Consider the following 16,439-nt stretch of genomic DNA (forward strand, 5'->3'; position numbering starts at 1 on the left):
GAAGGCTGCCCATATGCACGGCGAATACAAAGTCCACGGCGGAAAACTTGTCGTTGTCGATCTGGATGTTCGTGACGGGCGTCTGAGCAATGTGCAGGTGGCGGGCGACTTCTTCCTGGAGCCGGACGAGGCTCTGGAGGATATCCGCAACGCTGTCGAAGGTCTCTCTGCCGACGCGTCGTCGGAGCAGATTGCCGACGCTGTGAGGGCAGGTCTGCGGCCCGAGGCCATGATGCTCGGCTTCAGCCCGGAAGCGGTTGCGATTGCCGTCCGGCGGGCTTTGGGTGTTGCCCGCACATGGCGGGATTTCGAATGGCAGATCGTTGAAATGCCTGCGGTTTCCCCTGCCATGCATCTTGCGCTTGACGAGGTTCTGGCGCAGGAGGTTGCCACCGGACGCCGCGCGCCAACATTACGCTTCTGGGAATGGGAACGCCCCGCCATCATCATCGGCGCATTTCAGTCACTGCGCAATGAAGTCGATATGGACGCAACGCGGGAATTCGGCGTCGAAACTGTCCGTCGCGTTACCGGTGGCGGCGCGATGTTTGTGGAACCCGGCAGTACCATCACCTATTCGCTTTATGCGCCGGGCGAACTCGTAGGGGATATGAGCTTCGCCGATTCCTACGCATTTCTGGATGATTGGGTGTTGAAAGCGCTCAACTCCCTCGGCATCGATGCTTTCTATAAACCGCTGAACGATATTTCGAGCTCCAAGGGCAAGATCGGCGGCGCGGCGCAGAAACGCTTTTCCAAGGGGACAGTTCTCCACCATGTCACCATGGCTTATGACATGGATGCCGAGAAGATGGTGAAGGTCCTGCGTATCGGGCGCGAGAAGTTGAGTGACAAGGGCACAGCCAGTGCAGTCAAGCGTGTCGACCCGGTGCGCAGCCAGACAGGACTGCCGCGCGAAGAAGTCATCAAGCGCATGAAGGATATGTTCGTGTCGCTGAATGGCGGCGTGAGCAGCAAGATTACGCGGGAAGAATATGCAGCTGCGGAAAAGCTTGCGGTCGAGAAATTCTCGACCCAGCAATGGTTACGTAATATTCCCTGAGCCTTCCGTCCAACACTTGATCGCGAAGCGGGGTGACTTGCCCGTGCTGTCATGGCATAGGGAGGCCGCAACGCGACAACCTTACGCTCCATTCCACTCAACAAAGTCCTCCCGTTCCATGATCCGCATCGACAATATCAGCAAGTCCAACAGCCATCGCATTCTCTATATCGAGGCTTCCGCCGCTTTGAACCGTGGCGAAAAGATCGGCCTTGTCGGTCCAAACGGTGCGGGCAAGACAACCCTGTTTCGCATGATCACCGGCGATGAACTGCCGGACGAAGGGCAGGTTTCCGTCGAAAAAGGCGTGACGGTCGGCTATTTCGACCAGAATGTCGGCGAAATGGGCGGTCGATCTGCCGTTGCGGAAGTGATGGAAGGTGCGGGTCCCGTCAGCGTGGTTGCGGCTGAACTTCGCGAGCTGGAAGCCGCGATGGTCGATCCGGACCGTATGGACGAGATGGATGTGATCATCGAGCGCTACGGTGAAGTGCAGGCGCGCTACGAGGAGCTGGATGGCTACGGTCTCGATGGCCGTGCGCGCGAAGTTTTGGCCGGTCTCAGCTTCACGCAGGAAATGATGGATGGCGATGTCGGCAAGCTCTCCGGCGGTTGGAAAATGCGTGTTGCGCTGGCGCGCATTCTGCTGATGCGCCCGGATGTGATGCTGCTCGACGAACCGAGCAACCATCTTGATCTCGAAAGCCTCATCTGGCTAGAAGCATTCCTCAAGAACTACGACGGCGCGTTGCTGATGACTTCGCACGACCGTGAATTCATGAACCGCATCGTGACCAAGATCATTGAAATCGATGGTGGTTCGCTCACGACCTATTCCGGCGACTATGGCTTCTATGAGGGCCAGCGGGCGCTGAACGAAAAGCAGCAGCAGGCGCAGTTTGAGCGCCAGCAGGCCATGCTTGCCAAAGAAATCAAGTTTATCGAGCGCTTCAAGGCGCGCGCGTCCCACGCTTCGCAGGTTCAAAGCCGCGTAAAGAAGCTGGAGAAGATCGACCGCGTGGAGCCGCCACGCCGCCGCCAGACGGTCGCTTTCGACTTTGCCCCGGCCCCGCGCTCGGGTGAGGACGTTGTGAGCCTGAAGGGTGTGCACAAGACCTATGGCAGCCGCACAATTTATGACGGTTTTGATTTCATGGTTCGCCGCCGCGAACGGTGGTGCATCATGGGCATCAATGGTGCAGGAAAATCGACGCTGCTAAAACTGGTTGCAGGCGCTGCCGAACCGGACAAGGGCAACGTCAATGTTGGCGCTAGCGTCAAGCTCGGCTATTTCGCGCAGCATGCGATGGATGTGCTCGACGGCGATGCAACGATACTGGAATGGCTGGAAGAGCGCTTCCCGAAGGCAGGGCAGGCCCCACTTCGCGCACTGGCTGGCTGCTTCGGATTCTCCGGTGACGATATCGAAAAGAAGTGCCGGGTGCTTTCGGGCGGTGAAAAGGCGCGTCTGGTCATGGCGGCCATGCTGTTCGATCCGCCGAATTTCCTGGTCCTGGACGAGCCGACCAACCACCTTGATCTCGATACGAAGGAAATGCTCATCAAGGCACTTGCTGCCTATGAGGGAACGATGCTGTTCGTATCGCACGACCGGCATTTCCTCGGCGCTTTGTCGAACCGGGTTCTGGAACTGACACCGGATGGCATCCAGCAATATGGCGGCGGCTATACGGAATATGTGGAACGCACGGGGCAGGAGGCTCCCGGGTTGCGTTCATAGGGCGCTTCAACTGTCTGTTCCGGCGCGCATCTCATCCGAAAACCGTTTGACACTTTTCGGGATGCGCTCTAACGGCAAAATTTGCGCCGCTTAATCAAAATAAGCCATTGATGCATATGCGCGGTTCAGTTAGAAACGCGCATGTAAAGGCTTCGAGCCTTCCGGCAATGCACCCGTAGCTCAGCTGGATAGAGTGCTGCCCTCCGAAGGCAGAGGTCACAGGTTCGAATCCTGTCGGGTGCGCCATTTTTCTCCAAGAATCCTTTAAATATCAATGGTGTCTATGATTTTTCGACCTTTCCGGTCCATAAACGGGTCTACGGAAGGTGCGCAATGGGCTTGCATTGAAGCACATCGTCATTACCCAAGCAGGGACATATCACTATCGCCGCCGATTCCTGCGAGACGTTGCACAGGTATGCGCCCGAAGGGTCGTCATACGACTGTCGCTCCTCCTGGCGCTAATTGGATTGATTGGGTCGCTGGCCCCTGTGTTTCAAGCATCTGAAATTCACTGTGGAATTTCTGCGGGACAAGCTCCATTCTTGTGGCGACTGGCTATCTCGCCGGCATGAAGGTCGTCAACTGCGCGACCGAATGAAGAAAACGAACAAGCCTCTCGATCGGGTACGGGCAGAATCACGTTCTTAAAGAGTTTTTTCCGTCCTGGCCAAGCTGCCTGCGAACAAACTCAACAACATTTCGAAGCGGAGCTGTGAGCTTCCAACAAGTTGAATTGCGGAGTTGGTCTATTTCATTCGTATATTTTACTACATCTTGTTGGGATTTTGAAAGCGCTTCCAAATGGACGTTGCTTTCCGCCTTTTGATTGGCAAGCTGCTCGGAAAGTACGTTATTGCGTTCAGTTAGTGTGCGTAATTCTTCAGATAGTACCTCGATCCTCCTGGCATCGTCGTGTAAAAATCTAATGTTGTCCCAGGCAATCCTATTAATTAAATCGGTTGCGGCACGACGTATTTTTGCCGGCCACAAGACTGGCTCTTCAAACAGCATTGATGCGAATACACTCTGCTCGTTCATTGAAGCTGGTACGTTGGGCCTGAGAGCGGTGGGCCACCAATCAGCGCTGTCGGCGATATCAAGAAAATTGGCAAATTGAGGCATGCCTGAACTTCGTGACTGTTTCCAGTGTGCCGAAAAATGAAGTACTGTCGGCAAGCGCCGATAAGTCAATGGATCGTCAGAGTTCTTTTGGATAATTTCGTGCCATAGCCGCCAGTCGCCGGCGGAAGAAACATCTTCTGGCCAAACATCCCTTTGCGACAGCGCGTCTGCCCGGTAAGCGAAGCAACTGGCTGGTATCGAGTTTTGATGCAGCATAAAGAATTCAAGTTCATCTTCGAACTCAAGATTTGTCAAAAATGGTGCCGCAATTCCATCTGTCGAAATCCAAATTGCCTGAGTATACGCGAGCGCGCTTCCTCCGCTTAATGCCTCCTCCAATACCTCCAGATGATCTGGCAATATTAGGTCATCGTCCGCCATGAAGGCCATGAATTTACCGCGCGATTCTTTCAATGCAATATTACGATATGCATAGCCAAAATGCGGCGCCTTAGGCAGGTCAAAAAAGCGAATCCGAGGGTCGTTGAAGCCTTGCAAAATTGTACGCGTTTCGGGCGGGCATCCGTCCCCGACAACGAGTAGTTCAAAATCCTTAACTGTCTGATTTAATACTGATTGCACCGCATAGCTGATTACATCGACCCGGCTATGGGTAGGAAGCAATATCGAGAACAGAGGGTCGTCTACCATCCCTTTGCTGCTCCGAAGTCATAAGGTATCAAATCTGTATCGAGAGGCAGGCGATATTTATCTGGTTTTGAATGATCATATTGTATTGTTGGGAAATTTAGCACTACCAGTTCGGAGTTACCTATGTTGTGATCTGCATGCCAAACAAACTTCGGTACATTTACAAGCCTTGGCTGGTTTCCGGATAAATATACTTTACAAACTTTATTGTAAGTGCTCGATTCCGGCCTTGGATCAAATAAGACAAGCTCCAATTCGCCGCTGATCACAAAGTATCTATCTTCGTGCTCCTTATGTAGTCCCCAGCCTTTTACCATGCCGGGGCGTATCGTGAACATATAGGAGAACACCAGCGGATCTGGATGCCAGTTCCAGCGCGGGTCATATATTTCCGTTACGCTGCCACGGTCATCATTATGACGGATACTTTCATAGAAAGACATCCCGTCCAGCAGAGGAGCAACGCTGCGGCGATTATCGTCAACTGTTCTCTGGTCTTGTCTTGCTGCGTCAAGAGTCACACCAAGTAGGCTATTCATTGCACACCTTTGGCAATATTTGCGTGTTATGTTTAATATATTCTACTATACCCCATAATTTCGCGCCAATGTTTGGAACGATTTATGTTTATTTTAGTTAGCCCTCCCGCTGGGAACATCAACTCGTTAGCTTTATCCTAATCGCTTATGATGATTACTTTTTTATCGTTGAAAAGGTCTATTTTGTATCGATCTTATCTATTGTCGGCGGTAGCTGTACGGTAGTTTGCAAAATAGGTTTTAGTGCTTGCCTAATTGATGAAGACACCGAAGGCAGAGGGCACAGGTTCGCATCTCGTATCAGGTGCGCCATCTACTTGATGAGCTTGATGAACAGCGTTTGTGCGTGCAATCGGGACAGAATCGAGAACTATTTCCGTATTCAAAAAGACATTGTGCAAGCTCCATCGAACCATCTATTGATAGCGGCGGGGGAGAAATCATGACGAGTCGGCGATTTGCATTGCCTGCTTGAGCCTCCCCTTGTCAGGGGCTTAACCAGAAGATCAATTCTGGAAAAGCCAAAATGAAATGGGAGGGATCTGAATGCGCGTATTAAAGCGTATCGCTGTGGCAGCTTCGATTGTGGGGATCGCGGCAACGGCAAGTGGTTTGGTGATCGGCGCGGCAACTGCCGAAGAGCCATTGAAACTTGTAATCGGAACGGAAGGCGCCTATCCGCCGTTCAATTTCACCAATCCGGATGGCTCGCTGTCGGGCTTTGATGTCGATATCGCAAGGGCACTCTGCGAGGAAATGAAAGCCGAGTGCACATTCATCACGCAGGAGTGGGATGGCACTATTCCGGCACTTCAGGCCGGAAAGTTTGACGCTTATGTATCCTCCATGTCGATCACGGATGAGCGCAAGAAGCAGGTCGACTTCTCCAATAAGTATTACAACACGCCTCCCGGCATCGCGGTCCCCAAGGACAGCGACATCAAGGGTGTGACCAAGGAAGACCTTGCCGGCAAGACAATTGGCGTTCAGGTGTCAACGACGCACGCCAACTATGCCGAACACGCCTTCACCGACAGCACGATCAAGGCTTATCCGACTGCCGAAGAATACCGGCTCGATATGGCCAATGGTCGCCTTGATGCCGTCAACGACGACAGTGTAACGCTGAGCGAATGGCTGAAGACGCCGGATGGTGCCTGCTGCAAGATGGTCGGCACTTATCCGTCCGACGACAACATCCATGGTGTTGGCGTCGGCGTTGCCTTGAAGAAGGGCCGTCCTGAACTGGTCGCAAAGTTCAACAATGCCATCAAGGCGATCCGCGCGAACGGCAAGTACAAGGAAGTCAACGACAAGTACTTTGATTTCGACGCTTACGGCGCTGAAAACTGATCGCGCAGAACCAATGGGTCGTTCGGCATACTGAATTTTGCAACACCGCCCAATTTGGGCGGTGTTGCTGTGTCAGAAGGGCTACTCGCGCACGCGCAATAGCTAATCCATATAATTACGAGGTGAACTGCCCCCCATTTCGACCGGACAGTCGGCATAAGCAGAAAGGCTCAAGCACAGGCTTGGGTATAGGCTTATGTCTAACGAGTATCGACACGTTGAATTGCTGACGGGTGATGTTCGCCGCAGGCGGTGGACAACCGAGCAAAAGCTGACGATCATTGAGCAGAGCTTCGAACCAGGCGAGACGGTATCGTCCACCGCTCGCCGCCATGGCGTCGCGCCCAATTTACTTTATCGGTGGCGCAGGCTCTTGAGCGAGGGAGGTGCTGCAGCTGTGGATTCTGACGAGCCGGTGGTCGGCAATTCGGAAGTGAAGAAGCTGGAAGATCGCGTCCGCGAGCTGGAGCGCATGCTCGGCCGCAAGACGATGGAGGTCGAAATCCTTCGGGAAGCCTTGTCCAAAGCAGACTCAAAAAAACGGATATCGCGGCCGATCTTGTTGCCGAAGGACGGTTCGCGATGAAGGCCGTCGCAGATACGCTGGGCGTATCCCGTTCCAACCTCATCGAGCGGCTGAAAGGCAGATCGAAGCCGCGCGGCTCCTATCACAAGGCCGAGGATGCAGAGCTTTTGCCCATCATTCGCAGGCTGGTAGATCAAAGGCCAACCTATGGCTATCGGCGTATCGCCGCGCTCCTCAATCGCGAGAGGCGAGCCGCCGATAAGCCTGTCGTCAACGCCAAACGGGTCCATCGCATCATGGGCAACCACGCCATGCTGCTGGAGAAGCATACCGCCGTTCGCAAGGGCCGCATCCATGACGGCAAGGTCATGGTTATGCGATCCAACCTGCGCTGGTGCTCGGACGGTCTGGAGTTCACCTGCTGGAATGGCGAGGTCATTCGTCTCGCTTTCATCATCGATGCCTTCGACCGGGAGATCATTGCCTGGACGGCAGTTGCCAATGCGGGCATCTCCGGCTCGGACGTGCGCGATATGATGCTGGAGGCGGTCGAGAAACGCTTCCAGGCAACACGAGCCCCGCATGCTATCGAGCATCTCTCTGACAACGGCTCGGCTTATACCGCGCGGGACACGAGGCTGTTTGCTCAAGCCCTCAATCTGACGCCCTGCTTCACGCCGGTGGCCAGCCCGCAGTCGAACGGAATGTCCGAGGCATTCGTTAAAACCCTGAAGCGGGATTACATCCGCATCGCAGCACTACCGGACGCACAAACAGCGCTCCCGCTCATCGACGGATGGATCGAGGACTATAATGAAATCCATCCACATTCCGCGCTCAAGATGGCTTCCCCTCGGCAGTTCATCAGGGCTAAATCAAACTAGCCGACTTGTCCGGCGAAACGGGGAGCACTCCACGAGGCATTTGTTGGCGTTGAGAAATTCTCTGCCAGCAAGGATAATGTTGATCTTCCGGCGCAAGGGAGGTCAAAATGTATCAAATATTGTGCCTGACGATTTCAGGCTTCGTACTTGTTGCAATTTATTCATTTTACGACCGGGAAAAGCCCGGACTATCCTATTCCGCGTCAAACGGTTGTATCTGCGATAAGAACCGCGAACCGGTCTCAGCATGTCTGGATGTTTGCCAGCCTGCGAACTGAAGATTGCCGGAACACTGAAATCAGGAGTCCAAATGCGACCTGAAAATCTCGTCATTCGCGCAGTAAAAGCTACGGATGCTGAAGGTCTCACCCGCCTGCAGAACATGCCGGGATTTCGGTTCGGCACTTTGCGCACGCCGTTCCAGCGCCTTGAGACCACGAAGAAATGGCTGGATTCGCTCGGACCGGAATCGACGGTGATTGTTGCGACGATCAATGAAGAGATCGTCGCAAACGTTGGCTTGCTGCGGCGCACCGGAAGACGGAGCCATACCGCAGGTATTATAATGGGAATAGACGACCAGTATGTCGGCAAGGGGATAGGCACGGCACTTATGACCGAGCTGATCGAGATCGCCGATAACTGGCTCGGTCTGAAGCGGCTTGAACTGACCGTGTATGTCGACAATGTCGCCGCGATCCATCTCTATGAGAAGTTCGGTTTCGTCCCGGAGGGCATTCACGTGAAGGATGCTTTCCGAGCCGGAGAGTTTGTCGATTCACTTGCAATGGCCAGACTCAATTTCTGATGCATTGCGCCAAAAATTGAGCGCCGAATGTTGTCTCCATTGGGTTGACTGACGAGTATCCGCATGGCCGCTGAACGAGAGTTACCCTTCGTCAACAACTGAGTGCGAAACAAACGTTGCATTTTCGCCACAATGCGTTGCATAGATGCAACGCTATTGGGTAACATGGTTAACATGAGCACGGCGAATCTGACGACGGACATGAACGGCGAGAAACAATCATCGCAAGGCGGCGAGGGGCGCAGGCTTCTGGCGCTGCCGGGTATCATCACTGTTGTTTCAGCGCTGATTACGGCATCGATATCCTTCGCCATTCTGATTGGCATTACCCCGATCACGCCTGACCGGACGGTAACGCTGGCATTGGTCATCATCAATGTCGCGTTGATTCTGTTCCTCATTCTGCTGATTTGCCGCGAAGTCTATCGCATCGTCATGGCCCGCCGGCTTGGAAAGGCCGCTTCGCGCCTGCATGTCCGCATCGTCGCGCTGTTTTCGTTGATTGCGGCGGTTCCTGCCATCGTGGTGGCCATCGTTGCTTCCGTAACGCTCAATCTGGGTCTTGATCGCTGGTTCGATACCAATACCCGCGACATTGTCAGTTCATCGCAGAGCCTGACCACCGCCTATATCCGCGAAACTGCGCTTAACCTGCAAAGCACGTCCTATTCGATGCTGCAGGATCTCGATGCGCAGCGCACCATCTACAGTCTTGATCGTGGTGGCTTCGTCCAGTTGATGACGTTGCAGACGCGCGGTCGCGGTCTGCTCGGTGCGTTCCTGGTGCGTGAAAATGGTGAAGTGGTCGTCAAAAGCGATACCGGCGTCGAAGATCGCTTGCCGCCGCCGACTGAAGATGCACTGAAGACGGCACCGGACGGCAAGCCGGTCATCATCCCGCCGGGAAACAGTAATTTCGTCGGCGCAATTATCAAGATGCGCGAAATACCGGACGTCTATCTCTATACGGTTCGCGCCGTGGATTCGCAGATTCTCGACGCCATGCGCCTGATGGAAGCCAACACCCAGCGCTATCAGGAAATGGATGCGAACCGCATTCCAACGCAGATCGCGTTCGCGCTGCTCTATTTCGGTCTGACTCTGATCGTTCTGCTTTCGGCGATCTGGACCGGTATTGCTGTTGCTGACCGGCTGGTGCGCCCGATCCGTCTGCTGATCGGTGCGTCGGACGACGTGGCGGCTGGTAACCTCGATATCTCGGTTCCGGTGCGCGCTTCGGACGGTGATGTCGGCGCATTGTCCGGTACTTTCAACAACATGGTCGCGGAACTTAAGAGCCAGCGTAACGAGTTGATTTCCGCCAAGGATCAGATCGATGAGCGCCGTCGCTTCTCTGAAGCCGTGCTTTCCGGTGTGACGGCAGGCGTCATCGGCATCGAAACGGATGGCTGTATCTCCATTCTGAACCGTTCCGCAGAGCATATGTTCGGTGTCACATCGGATGATGCTGTTGGCAAAAGCCTTACCAGCATTGCGCCAGAGATTGGGCAGGCTTTCGAGGTCGCCCGTTCAACGGGACGTGCCGTACACCGCGAGCAGGTCAGCATGACCCGCGGCGGCGTGGCGCGCACGTTCAACGTGCAGGTGACCGTCGAGGATACGGAATCCGAAGATCATTCCTATGTGGTGACCGTGGATGACATCACCGATCTGGTGCAGGCACAGCGTTCGTCGGCCTGGGCGGATGTCGCCCGCCGCATTGCGCATGAGATCAAGAATCCGCTCACGCCGATCCAGCTTTCAGCCGAACGCATTCGCCGCCGTTACGGCAAGGTGATCACCGAGGATCGCGAGGTTTTCGACCAGTGCACGGATACGATCATCCGCCAGGTGGGCGATATCGGGCGCATGGTCGATGAATTCTCCGCCTTTGCCCGCATGCCGAAGCCGGAAATGCGGCTTATGGACATGCGCGAGGCATTGCGCGAAGCCTCCTTCCTGATCGAAGTCAGCCGCAGCGATATTCGCTTCCAGAACGATTTCGGGGCGGAAAAGCTGGTCGGTTCCTTCGACAGCCGCCTGATCGGGCAGGCGTTCGGCAATGTCATCAAGAATGCCAGCGAAGCCATTGACGGACTGCCGAAGGAAGATCGCGCCAAGGAAGGCGAAGGCGGGCATATCCTCATCCGTTCCTATCAGGCGGATGGGCAACTGGTTGTCGATGTTATCGACAATGGCAAGGGCCTGCCGGGCGACGACCGCCAGAAGCTGCTCGAACCCTATATGACGACGCGCGAGAAGGGCACTGGCCTTGGTCTCGCGATTGTCCGCAAGATCGTCGAGGATCATGGCGGGCATCTGGAATTGCATGACGCGCCTTCGGATTTCCACGGAGGCCGAGGCGCGATGATACGCATGGTCTTCCCGCAAGCGCCTGCCAACGAAGCTGGTGCGAATGCGGGACCTGCCGGCGAGGCTGGCACCAATGCGGGAAATAACGAAAAGAACATAGCTGGACAGGTGATTTGATATGGCTGCCGATATTCTTGTAGTTGATGACGAAGCGGATATCCGGGAACTTGTTGCAGGCATTCTGAGCGATGAAGGCCATGAAACCCGCACGGCTTTCGATGCGGACAGCGCGCTCGCGGCGATCAACGATCGCGTTCCCCGGCTGGTTTTCCTGGATATCTGGCTGCAGGGCAGCCGTCTGGACGGTCTGGCGCTGCTCGATGAAATCAAGAAGCAGCACCCCGAACTGCCGGTGGTGATGATTTCCGGTCACGGCAACATCGAAACGGCGGTGTCTGCCATCCGGCGCGGCGCTTACGATTTCATCGAAAAGCCGTTCAAGGCTGATCGTCTGATCCTCGTTGCGGAACGGGCGCTTGAAACCTCAAAGCTGAAGCGCGAAGTCTCGAACTTGCGCAAACGTACTGGCGACCATCTGGAATTGATCGGTGCATCACTGGCGTTGAACCAGTTGCGCCAGACCATTGAACGCGTAGCGCCAACCAACAGCCGCATCATGATCACTGGCCCGTCGGGTGCGGGCAAGGAACTTGCCGCGCGTGCCATCCATGCGCAGTCGAGCCGCGCCAGCGGTCCGTTCGTGACGGTTAATGCCGCGACCATCACGCCAGAGCGGATGGAGATCGAGCTTTTCGGCACCGAGATGGACGGCGGCGAACGCAAGGTCGGCGCTCTGGAAGAAGCCCATGGCGGTATTCTCTATCTCGATGAAGTTGCGGATATGCCGCGCGAGACGCAAAACAAGATACTGCGTGTGCTTGTCGACCAGCAGTTTGAGCGCGTTGGCGGCACCAAGCGCGTGAAGGTGGATGTGCGCATCATCTCCTCGACGGCACAGAACCTCGAAGGCATGATTGCGGAAGGCACGTTCCGCGAAGACCTGTTCCACCGTCTGTCGGTTGTCCCTGTGCAGGTGCCGCCGCTTGCATCCCGGCGCGAGGATATTCCGTCTCTGGTCGATTACTTCATGAAGCAGATTGCCGAACAGGCTGGCATCAAGCCGCGCAAGATCGGGCCGGACGCGATGGCGGTTCTGCAGGCGCATAGCTGGCCGGGCAATCTTCGCCAACTGCGCAACAATGTCGAACGCCTGATGATTCTGGCACGTGGCGACGATCCAGAAGAGCCAGTGACAGCCGATCTTTTGCCGGCTGAAATCGGCGACACCCTGCCACGCGCACCAACGGAATCCGACCAGCACATCATGGCGCTTCCGTTGCGCGAGGCGCGCGAGCGTTTCGAGAAGGAATATCTGATCGCCCAGATCAACCGGTTCGGCGGCAATATTTCACGCACGGCGGAGTTCGTTGGCATGGAGCGTTCGGCGCTGCATCGCAAACTGAAGTCTCTGGGCGTATAAGCATTTAGAGCGCTCCAGCCAAAGAGGAGAGGCTGGAGACGCTCTAGATATCTGTTTTGTTGCATTATCCTACGCAAAACCGCTTCGCACTTTTGCTGGAAATGCTCTCATTGTCTCGGACGGAGCAGTCATGCGGGTAATCGTTTGCGGAGCAGGGCAAGTCGGATACGGCATCGCCGAGCGGCTTGCCGCCGAAGAGAACGACGTCTCTGTCATCGACACATCCGCACGCCATGTCGAGATCGTGCGCGACACACTTGATGTGCGAGGATTTGTCGGTCACGGATCGCAGCCCGATGTGCTTGCGGCTGCGGGCGCAGACGAAGCGGATATGATCATTGCGGTCACATTGTCCGACGAGGTCAATATGGTGGCCTGTCAGGTGGCGCACTCGGTCTTCAACGTGCCGACCAAGATTGCCCGCATCCGTGCGCAGTCCTATCTCAAGGCCGAGTATCAGGACCTGTTCCTGCGCGAAAACCTGCCAATCGATGTTATCATTTCGCCTGAGCTGGAAGTGGGCGAGGTGGTTCTGCGGCGCATCGCGTTGCAGGGCGCGACAGACGTGTTGCGCTTCGCGGACGACAAGATCATCGGCCTCGCGATCGAATGTCTTGATGAATGTCCGGTCATCAATACACCGCTGAAACAGCTGACTGATCTGTTTCCCGATCTTGCAGCGACTGTCGTTGGCGTGGTGCGCAATGATAGCCTGTTTATCCCGCGCTCATCCGACGAGCTGAATGCGGGCGATCTGGCCTATGTCGTGACAACGCGCGAGCAGGTTCGCCGCACGCTTGCCTTGTTCGGGCACGAGAAACCGGAAGCCAGCCGCATCGTTATTGCAGGCGGCGGCAATATTGGTCTCTACGTGGCCAAGGCCATCGAGGACCGCAAGTGGAACACGCGCGTCAAGATGATCGAGAGCGAGCATGATCGTGCGTTCGCGATTGCCGATCAACTGAAGCGCACCATGGTCCTGCACGGCAGCGCACTGGACCAGAATCTCCTGCAGGAAGCCGATATTCAGGATGCCGACCTGATGGTGGCACTGACCAATCAGGATCAGGTCAATATCCTGTCGAGCATCATGGCCAAACGCCTGGGCTGCAAGTCCAACATGGCCCTGCTCAATACGGTCGCCTATCAGGATTTCACCCACATGGTGGGGATCGATGCCTACATCAATCCGAAAGCGGTCACGATCTCGAAAATCCTGCAGCATGTGCGCCGGGGCCGCATTCGCGCGGTCTATAGTGTTTATCGCGACATGGCCGAATTGATCGAAGCCGAGGCGCTGGAAACGTCATCGCTCGTCGGTGCGCCGCTGCGCGATCTCGACTTGCCTGAAGGCTTGCGAATCGGGGCAATCTATCGCGACGGGCAGGTGATCCGCCCCAATGGCGATGTGCGGATCAAGCCTAAGGATCGTGTCGTCATTTTCGCAACGTCTGACGCCGTAAAGCATGTGGAGCAGATGTTCCGCGTAAGTCTGGAGTTCTTCTGACGCATTGGGGCATCAAACTCCTGTCGGATTGGAACGCTCGTTTCGCTCCGGCCCGGAAGTTTTTGGATCGCACGATAGATTTCACGCAGCCACTGCTTGAATCTCTATAAAATGAAGAGCTTGTCGTGGCCGATTGAGATAACGAAACCATCTCGCCTGACGGAATTTGCCGGGCGACTAATGAAATTGACGGTTGCGCAAAGATTCCCATCCTGTTAACCGAAGCTAAATAGCGAAGCAGTTGTCTTTCCACAGCAATTGCAGTCGAGCCCCGGTTTTGCACGCTCCGGTGCTTGATTTATGTGCATGCGCGTGTTCGTTTAACACATCGCGAGCTGGCTGCTGATCGATTAAAGGAATAAAAACAATGGCTGAACGATCGCAAAATCTACAAGACCTTTTTCTGAATTCTGTACGTAAGCAGAAAATTTCCCTGACGATTTTTCTTATCAATGGCGTGAAACTGACCGGCATTGTAACGTCGTTTGATAATTTCTGCGTGCTTCTGCGCCGTGACGGTCATTCGCAGCTTGTCTACAAGCATGCGATTTCGACGATCATGCCAAGCCAGCCTGTGCAGATGTTCGAAGGCGAAGAAGCCTGACGCTTTGCGAATTCCACTGTAGCGCGATGACTTAGAGCTTTTCCTGTTTTGATTGAATCATTCGAAATGCTCTATAATTTTTTTACGCATGTCTTTGTCCCGAAACCGGTTCCCACTTTCGGGAGACATGCTCCAAGTCGTTTCGCTCCAGTTTTGTTTCTGCTGATGATAACCGGACACGCTCTGCCTGTCCGGTTCGTCATGTTTAAACAATCCGGGGCGTCTTTCATTTGAAACAGCTTTAGCGGCGACTTATCTGCATTGGCAGATAGTGCATTGACCTGATTTTTTCAGCCAAATGCATCCACAATAGGTTCCGCGTCCCGGAGTGAATATATTTGTCCAAGTTCAAGGATAAAAAGCCGACATCTGCCGATGCAGACAAGGCTTTCGAGCTTTCAGAACCAGAGCCCACAAGGGCAGCCGTCATCGTTCCCGTCCTGCCGGAGCGATATAATACGGGCACGTCGGCGGAAGATGGGGCTCGCCCCGAATTTCAGCGCTCGAACGAGGCGCGCCTGGAGGAAGCCGTCGGGCTTGCCCGGGCAATCAATCTCGACATCGAACATGCCGAAATTGCGATTGTCGCCAATCCACGGCCTGCGACCTTGCTTGGCGCGGGAAAGGTGGAATCCATCGCCGAAACCGTCAAGGAAAAGGCTATCGGGCTGGTCATCGTCGATCACGCACTGACACCGGTACAGCAGCGCAATCTCGAAAAGGAATGGAACGTCAAGGTCATCGACCGCACCGGGCTCATTCTCGAAATTTTCGGTGAACGCGCGCGCACCAAGGAAGGTGCCTTGCAGGTCGAGCTGGCGCATCTGAATTATCAGAAGGGCCGTCTGGTCAGAAGCTGGACCCACCTTGAGCGTCAGCGCGGTGGTGGCGGCTTCCTCGGAGGTCCGGGTGAAACCCAGATCGAAGCCGACCGCCGCTTGCTGCAGGACAAGATTCTGAAGATCAAGCGCGAGCTTGAAACGGTGGTGCGCACACGCACACTGCATCGTCAGAAGCGGCGCAAGGTGCCGCATCCGATCGTGGCACTTGTCGGTTATACCAACGCCGGAAAATCTACGCTTTTCAACCGCATGACGGGTGCGGAAGTGTTGGCCGAAGACATGCTCTTCGCCACGCTCGATCCGACATTGCGGCGTATTCGCCTTCCGCATGGTGAAACGGTTATCCTGTCGGATACGGTCGGGTTCATTTCGAACCTGCCGCACCATCTCGTCGCTGCCTTCCGTGCCACCCTTGAAGAAGTGGTGGAGGCGGATCTGATCCTGCATGTCCGCGACATTTCCGATCCGGACAATGCCGCGCAGGCGGAAGACGTGGAAAGCATTCTTTCTGGGCTGGGCATCGAGCCGCAGGACCGTAAGCGTGTCGTCGAAATCTGGAACAAGATCGACAACCTTGACGAAAGCGGGCGCGAAGCCGCCCTGCGTCTGGCCGCCGCCGGTAGTGAGGAGGGGCGCCCGATCCCTCTGTCAGCCATTACCGGTGAAGGTGTTGACAGGTTGCTTTCACTTATCGAAACCCGGATAGCGGGCTCGCTCGGCCCGGTCGATGTTGTGCTGTCACCATTCGAGCTCCATCTTCTCGACTGGATTTACCAGCATGGCAGCAGCGTCGAACGCGAGAATCTGGAAGATGGCTCCGTTCGCATCAAGGCGCGACTGACCGAAGTGGCCCGCAAAACGCTGGACGAGAAGCGCGGCATTCGCCCCGAAAAGCCGGAGTCGGATTGGGAGTGAGGCAGGTAGCGCTACGCCACTTGCGGAA

The 16,439-nt window shown here is 55.3% G+C and carries 12 protein-coding genes, 1 tRNA gene and 1 pseudogene; 12 read left to right on the forward strand and 2 right to left on the reverse strand.

The features are described 5' to 3' along the window. Positions 1 to 13: 13 nt before the first annotated feature. The 3 genes from lplAB (at position 14) to ABDF71_RS07400 (ending at position 3,050) form a co-directional block, all read left to right on the forward strand. On the forward strand, positions 14 to 1,063 hold the full coding sequence (lplAB, locus tag ABDF71_RS07390) for a lipoate-protein ligase LplAB (RefSeq protein WP_500061441.1): 1,050 nt from the start codon (positions 14 to 16) through the stop codon (positions 1,061 to 1,063). 118 nt (positions 1,064 to 1,181) lie between these two features. Continuing rightward, positions 1,182 to 2,804, forward strand: a complete 1,623-nt coding sequence (gene abc-f, locus ABDF71_RS07395) for a ribosomal protection-like ABC-F family protein (protein WP_040129321.1) — start codon at positions 1,182 to 1,184, stop codon at positions 2,802 to 2,804. A gap of 169 nt (positions 2,805 to 2,973) precedes the next feature. Next, positions 2,974 to 3,050: transfer RNA gene (locus ABDF71_RS07400), tRNA-Arg, on the forward strand. A gap of 393 nt (positions 3,051 to 3,443) precedes the next feature. On the opposite strand, the gene ABDF71_RS07405 is transcribed toward ABDF71_RS07400, so the two are convergent. After that, positions 3,444 to 4,580 carry a glycosyltransferase family 2 protein gene (locus ABDF71_RS07405; protein ID WP_500061442.1) on the reverse strand — a complete coding sequence of 379 codons (1,137 nt, stop codon included), beginning with the start codon at positions 4,578 to 4,580 and terminating at the stop codon, positions 3,444 to 3,446. Then, positions 4,574 to 5,119 (reverse strand): polysaccharide biosynthesis C-terminal domain-containing protein, encoded by a 546-nt coding sequence (locus ABDF71_RS07410; RefSeq protein WP_500061443.1) that lies wholly within the window; start codon positions 5,117 to 5,119, stop codon positions 4,574 to 4,576. Before ABDF71_RS07410 ends, ABDF71_RS07405 begins: the two co-directional genes overlap by 7 nt. 546 nt (positions 5,120 to 5,665) lie before the next feature. On the opposite strand from ABDF71_RS07410, the gene ABDF71_RS07415 reads away from it, so the two are divergent. The 9 genes and pseudogenes from ABDF71_RS07415 (at position 5,666) to hflX (ending at position 16,411) form a co-directional block, all read left to right on the forward strand. Next, positions 5,666 to 6,472 (forward strand): ABC transporter substrate-binding protein, encoded by an 807-nt coding sequence (locus ABDF71_RS07415; protein ID WP_036586775.1) that lies wholly within the window; start codon positions 5,666 to 5,668, stop codon positions 6,470 to 6,472. 196 nt (positions 6,473 to 6,668) lie between these two features. Continuing rightward, positions 6,669 to 7,882 (forward strand): IS3 family transposase gene (locus ABDF71_RS07420; protein ID WP_500061444.1). Its coding sequence is split into 2 segments (ribosomal slippage): positions 6,669 to 7,005 and positions 7,005 to 7,882, totalling 1,215 coding nucleotides; the frame shifts between segments, so codons are not numbered across the junction. Positions 7,883 to 8,192: 310 nt separating this feature from the next. After that, positions 8,193 to 8,690 carry a GNAT family N-acetyltransferase gene (locus tag ABDF71_RS07425; protein ID WP_500061445.1) on the forward strand — a complete coding sequence of 166 codons (498 nt, stop codon included), beginning with the start codon at positions 8,193 to 8,195 and terminating at the stop codon, positions 8,688 to 8,690. A 132-nt stretch (positions 8,691 to 8,822) separates the two neighbouring features. Then, the gene (locus ABDF71_RS07430) at positions 8,823 to 11,180 is read left to right on the forward strand and encodes a sensor histidine kinase NtrY-like (protein WP_043061714.1); all 2,358 of its coding nucleotides are present in this window, start codon (positions 8,823 to 8,825) and stop codon (positions 11,178 to 11,180) included. A 1-nt stretch (position 11,181) separates the two neighbouring features. Continuing rightward, positions 11,182 to 12,543: a nitrogen assimilation response regulator NtrX gene (gene ntrX, locus ABDF71_RS07435; RefSeq protein WP_010660147.1), complete on the forward strand. Its 1,362-nt coding sequence runs from the start codon at positions 11,182 to 11,184 to the stop codon at positions 12,541 to 12,543. A 130-nt stretch (positions 12,544 to 12,673) separates the two neighbouring features. Further along, on the forward strand, positions 12,674 to 14,050 hold the full coding sequence (trkA, locus tag ABDF71_RS07440; protein WP_010660146.1) for a Trk system potassium transporter TrkA: 1,377 nt from the start codon (positions 12,674 to 12,676) through the stop codon (positions 14,048 to 14,050). A 149-nt stretch (positions 14,051 to 14,199) separates the two neighbouring features. Then, positions 14,200 to 14,412: pseudogene (locus tag ABDF71_RS07445) on the forward strand (hypothetical protein). A 5-nt stretch (positions 14,413 to 14,417) separates the two neighbouring features. Beyond that, positions 14,418 to 14,654 (forward strand): RNA chaperone Hfq, encoded by a 237-nt coding sequence (gene hfq / locus ABDF71_RS07450; protein WP_002964239.1) that lies wholly within the window; start codon positions 14,418 to 14,420, stop codon positions 14,652 to 14,654. A 338-nt stretch (positions 14,655 to 14,992) separates the two neighbouring features. Continuing rightward, positions 14,993 to 16,411, forward strand: a complete 1,419-nt coding sequence (gene hflX / locus ABDF71_RS07455; protein WP_012092092.1) for a GTPase HflX — start codon at positions 14,993 to 14,995, stop codon at positions 16,409 to 16,411. Positions 16,412 to 16,439 lie beyond the last annotated feature (28 nt).

Source organism: Ochrobactrum sp. WV_118_8 (assembly GCF_039631535.1).
In the GTDB taxonomy this organism is placed as follows: Bacteria; Pseudomonadota; Alphaproteobacteria; order Rhizobiales; family Rhizobiaceae; genus Brucella; species Brucella anthropi.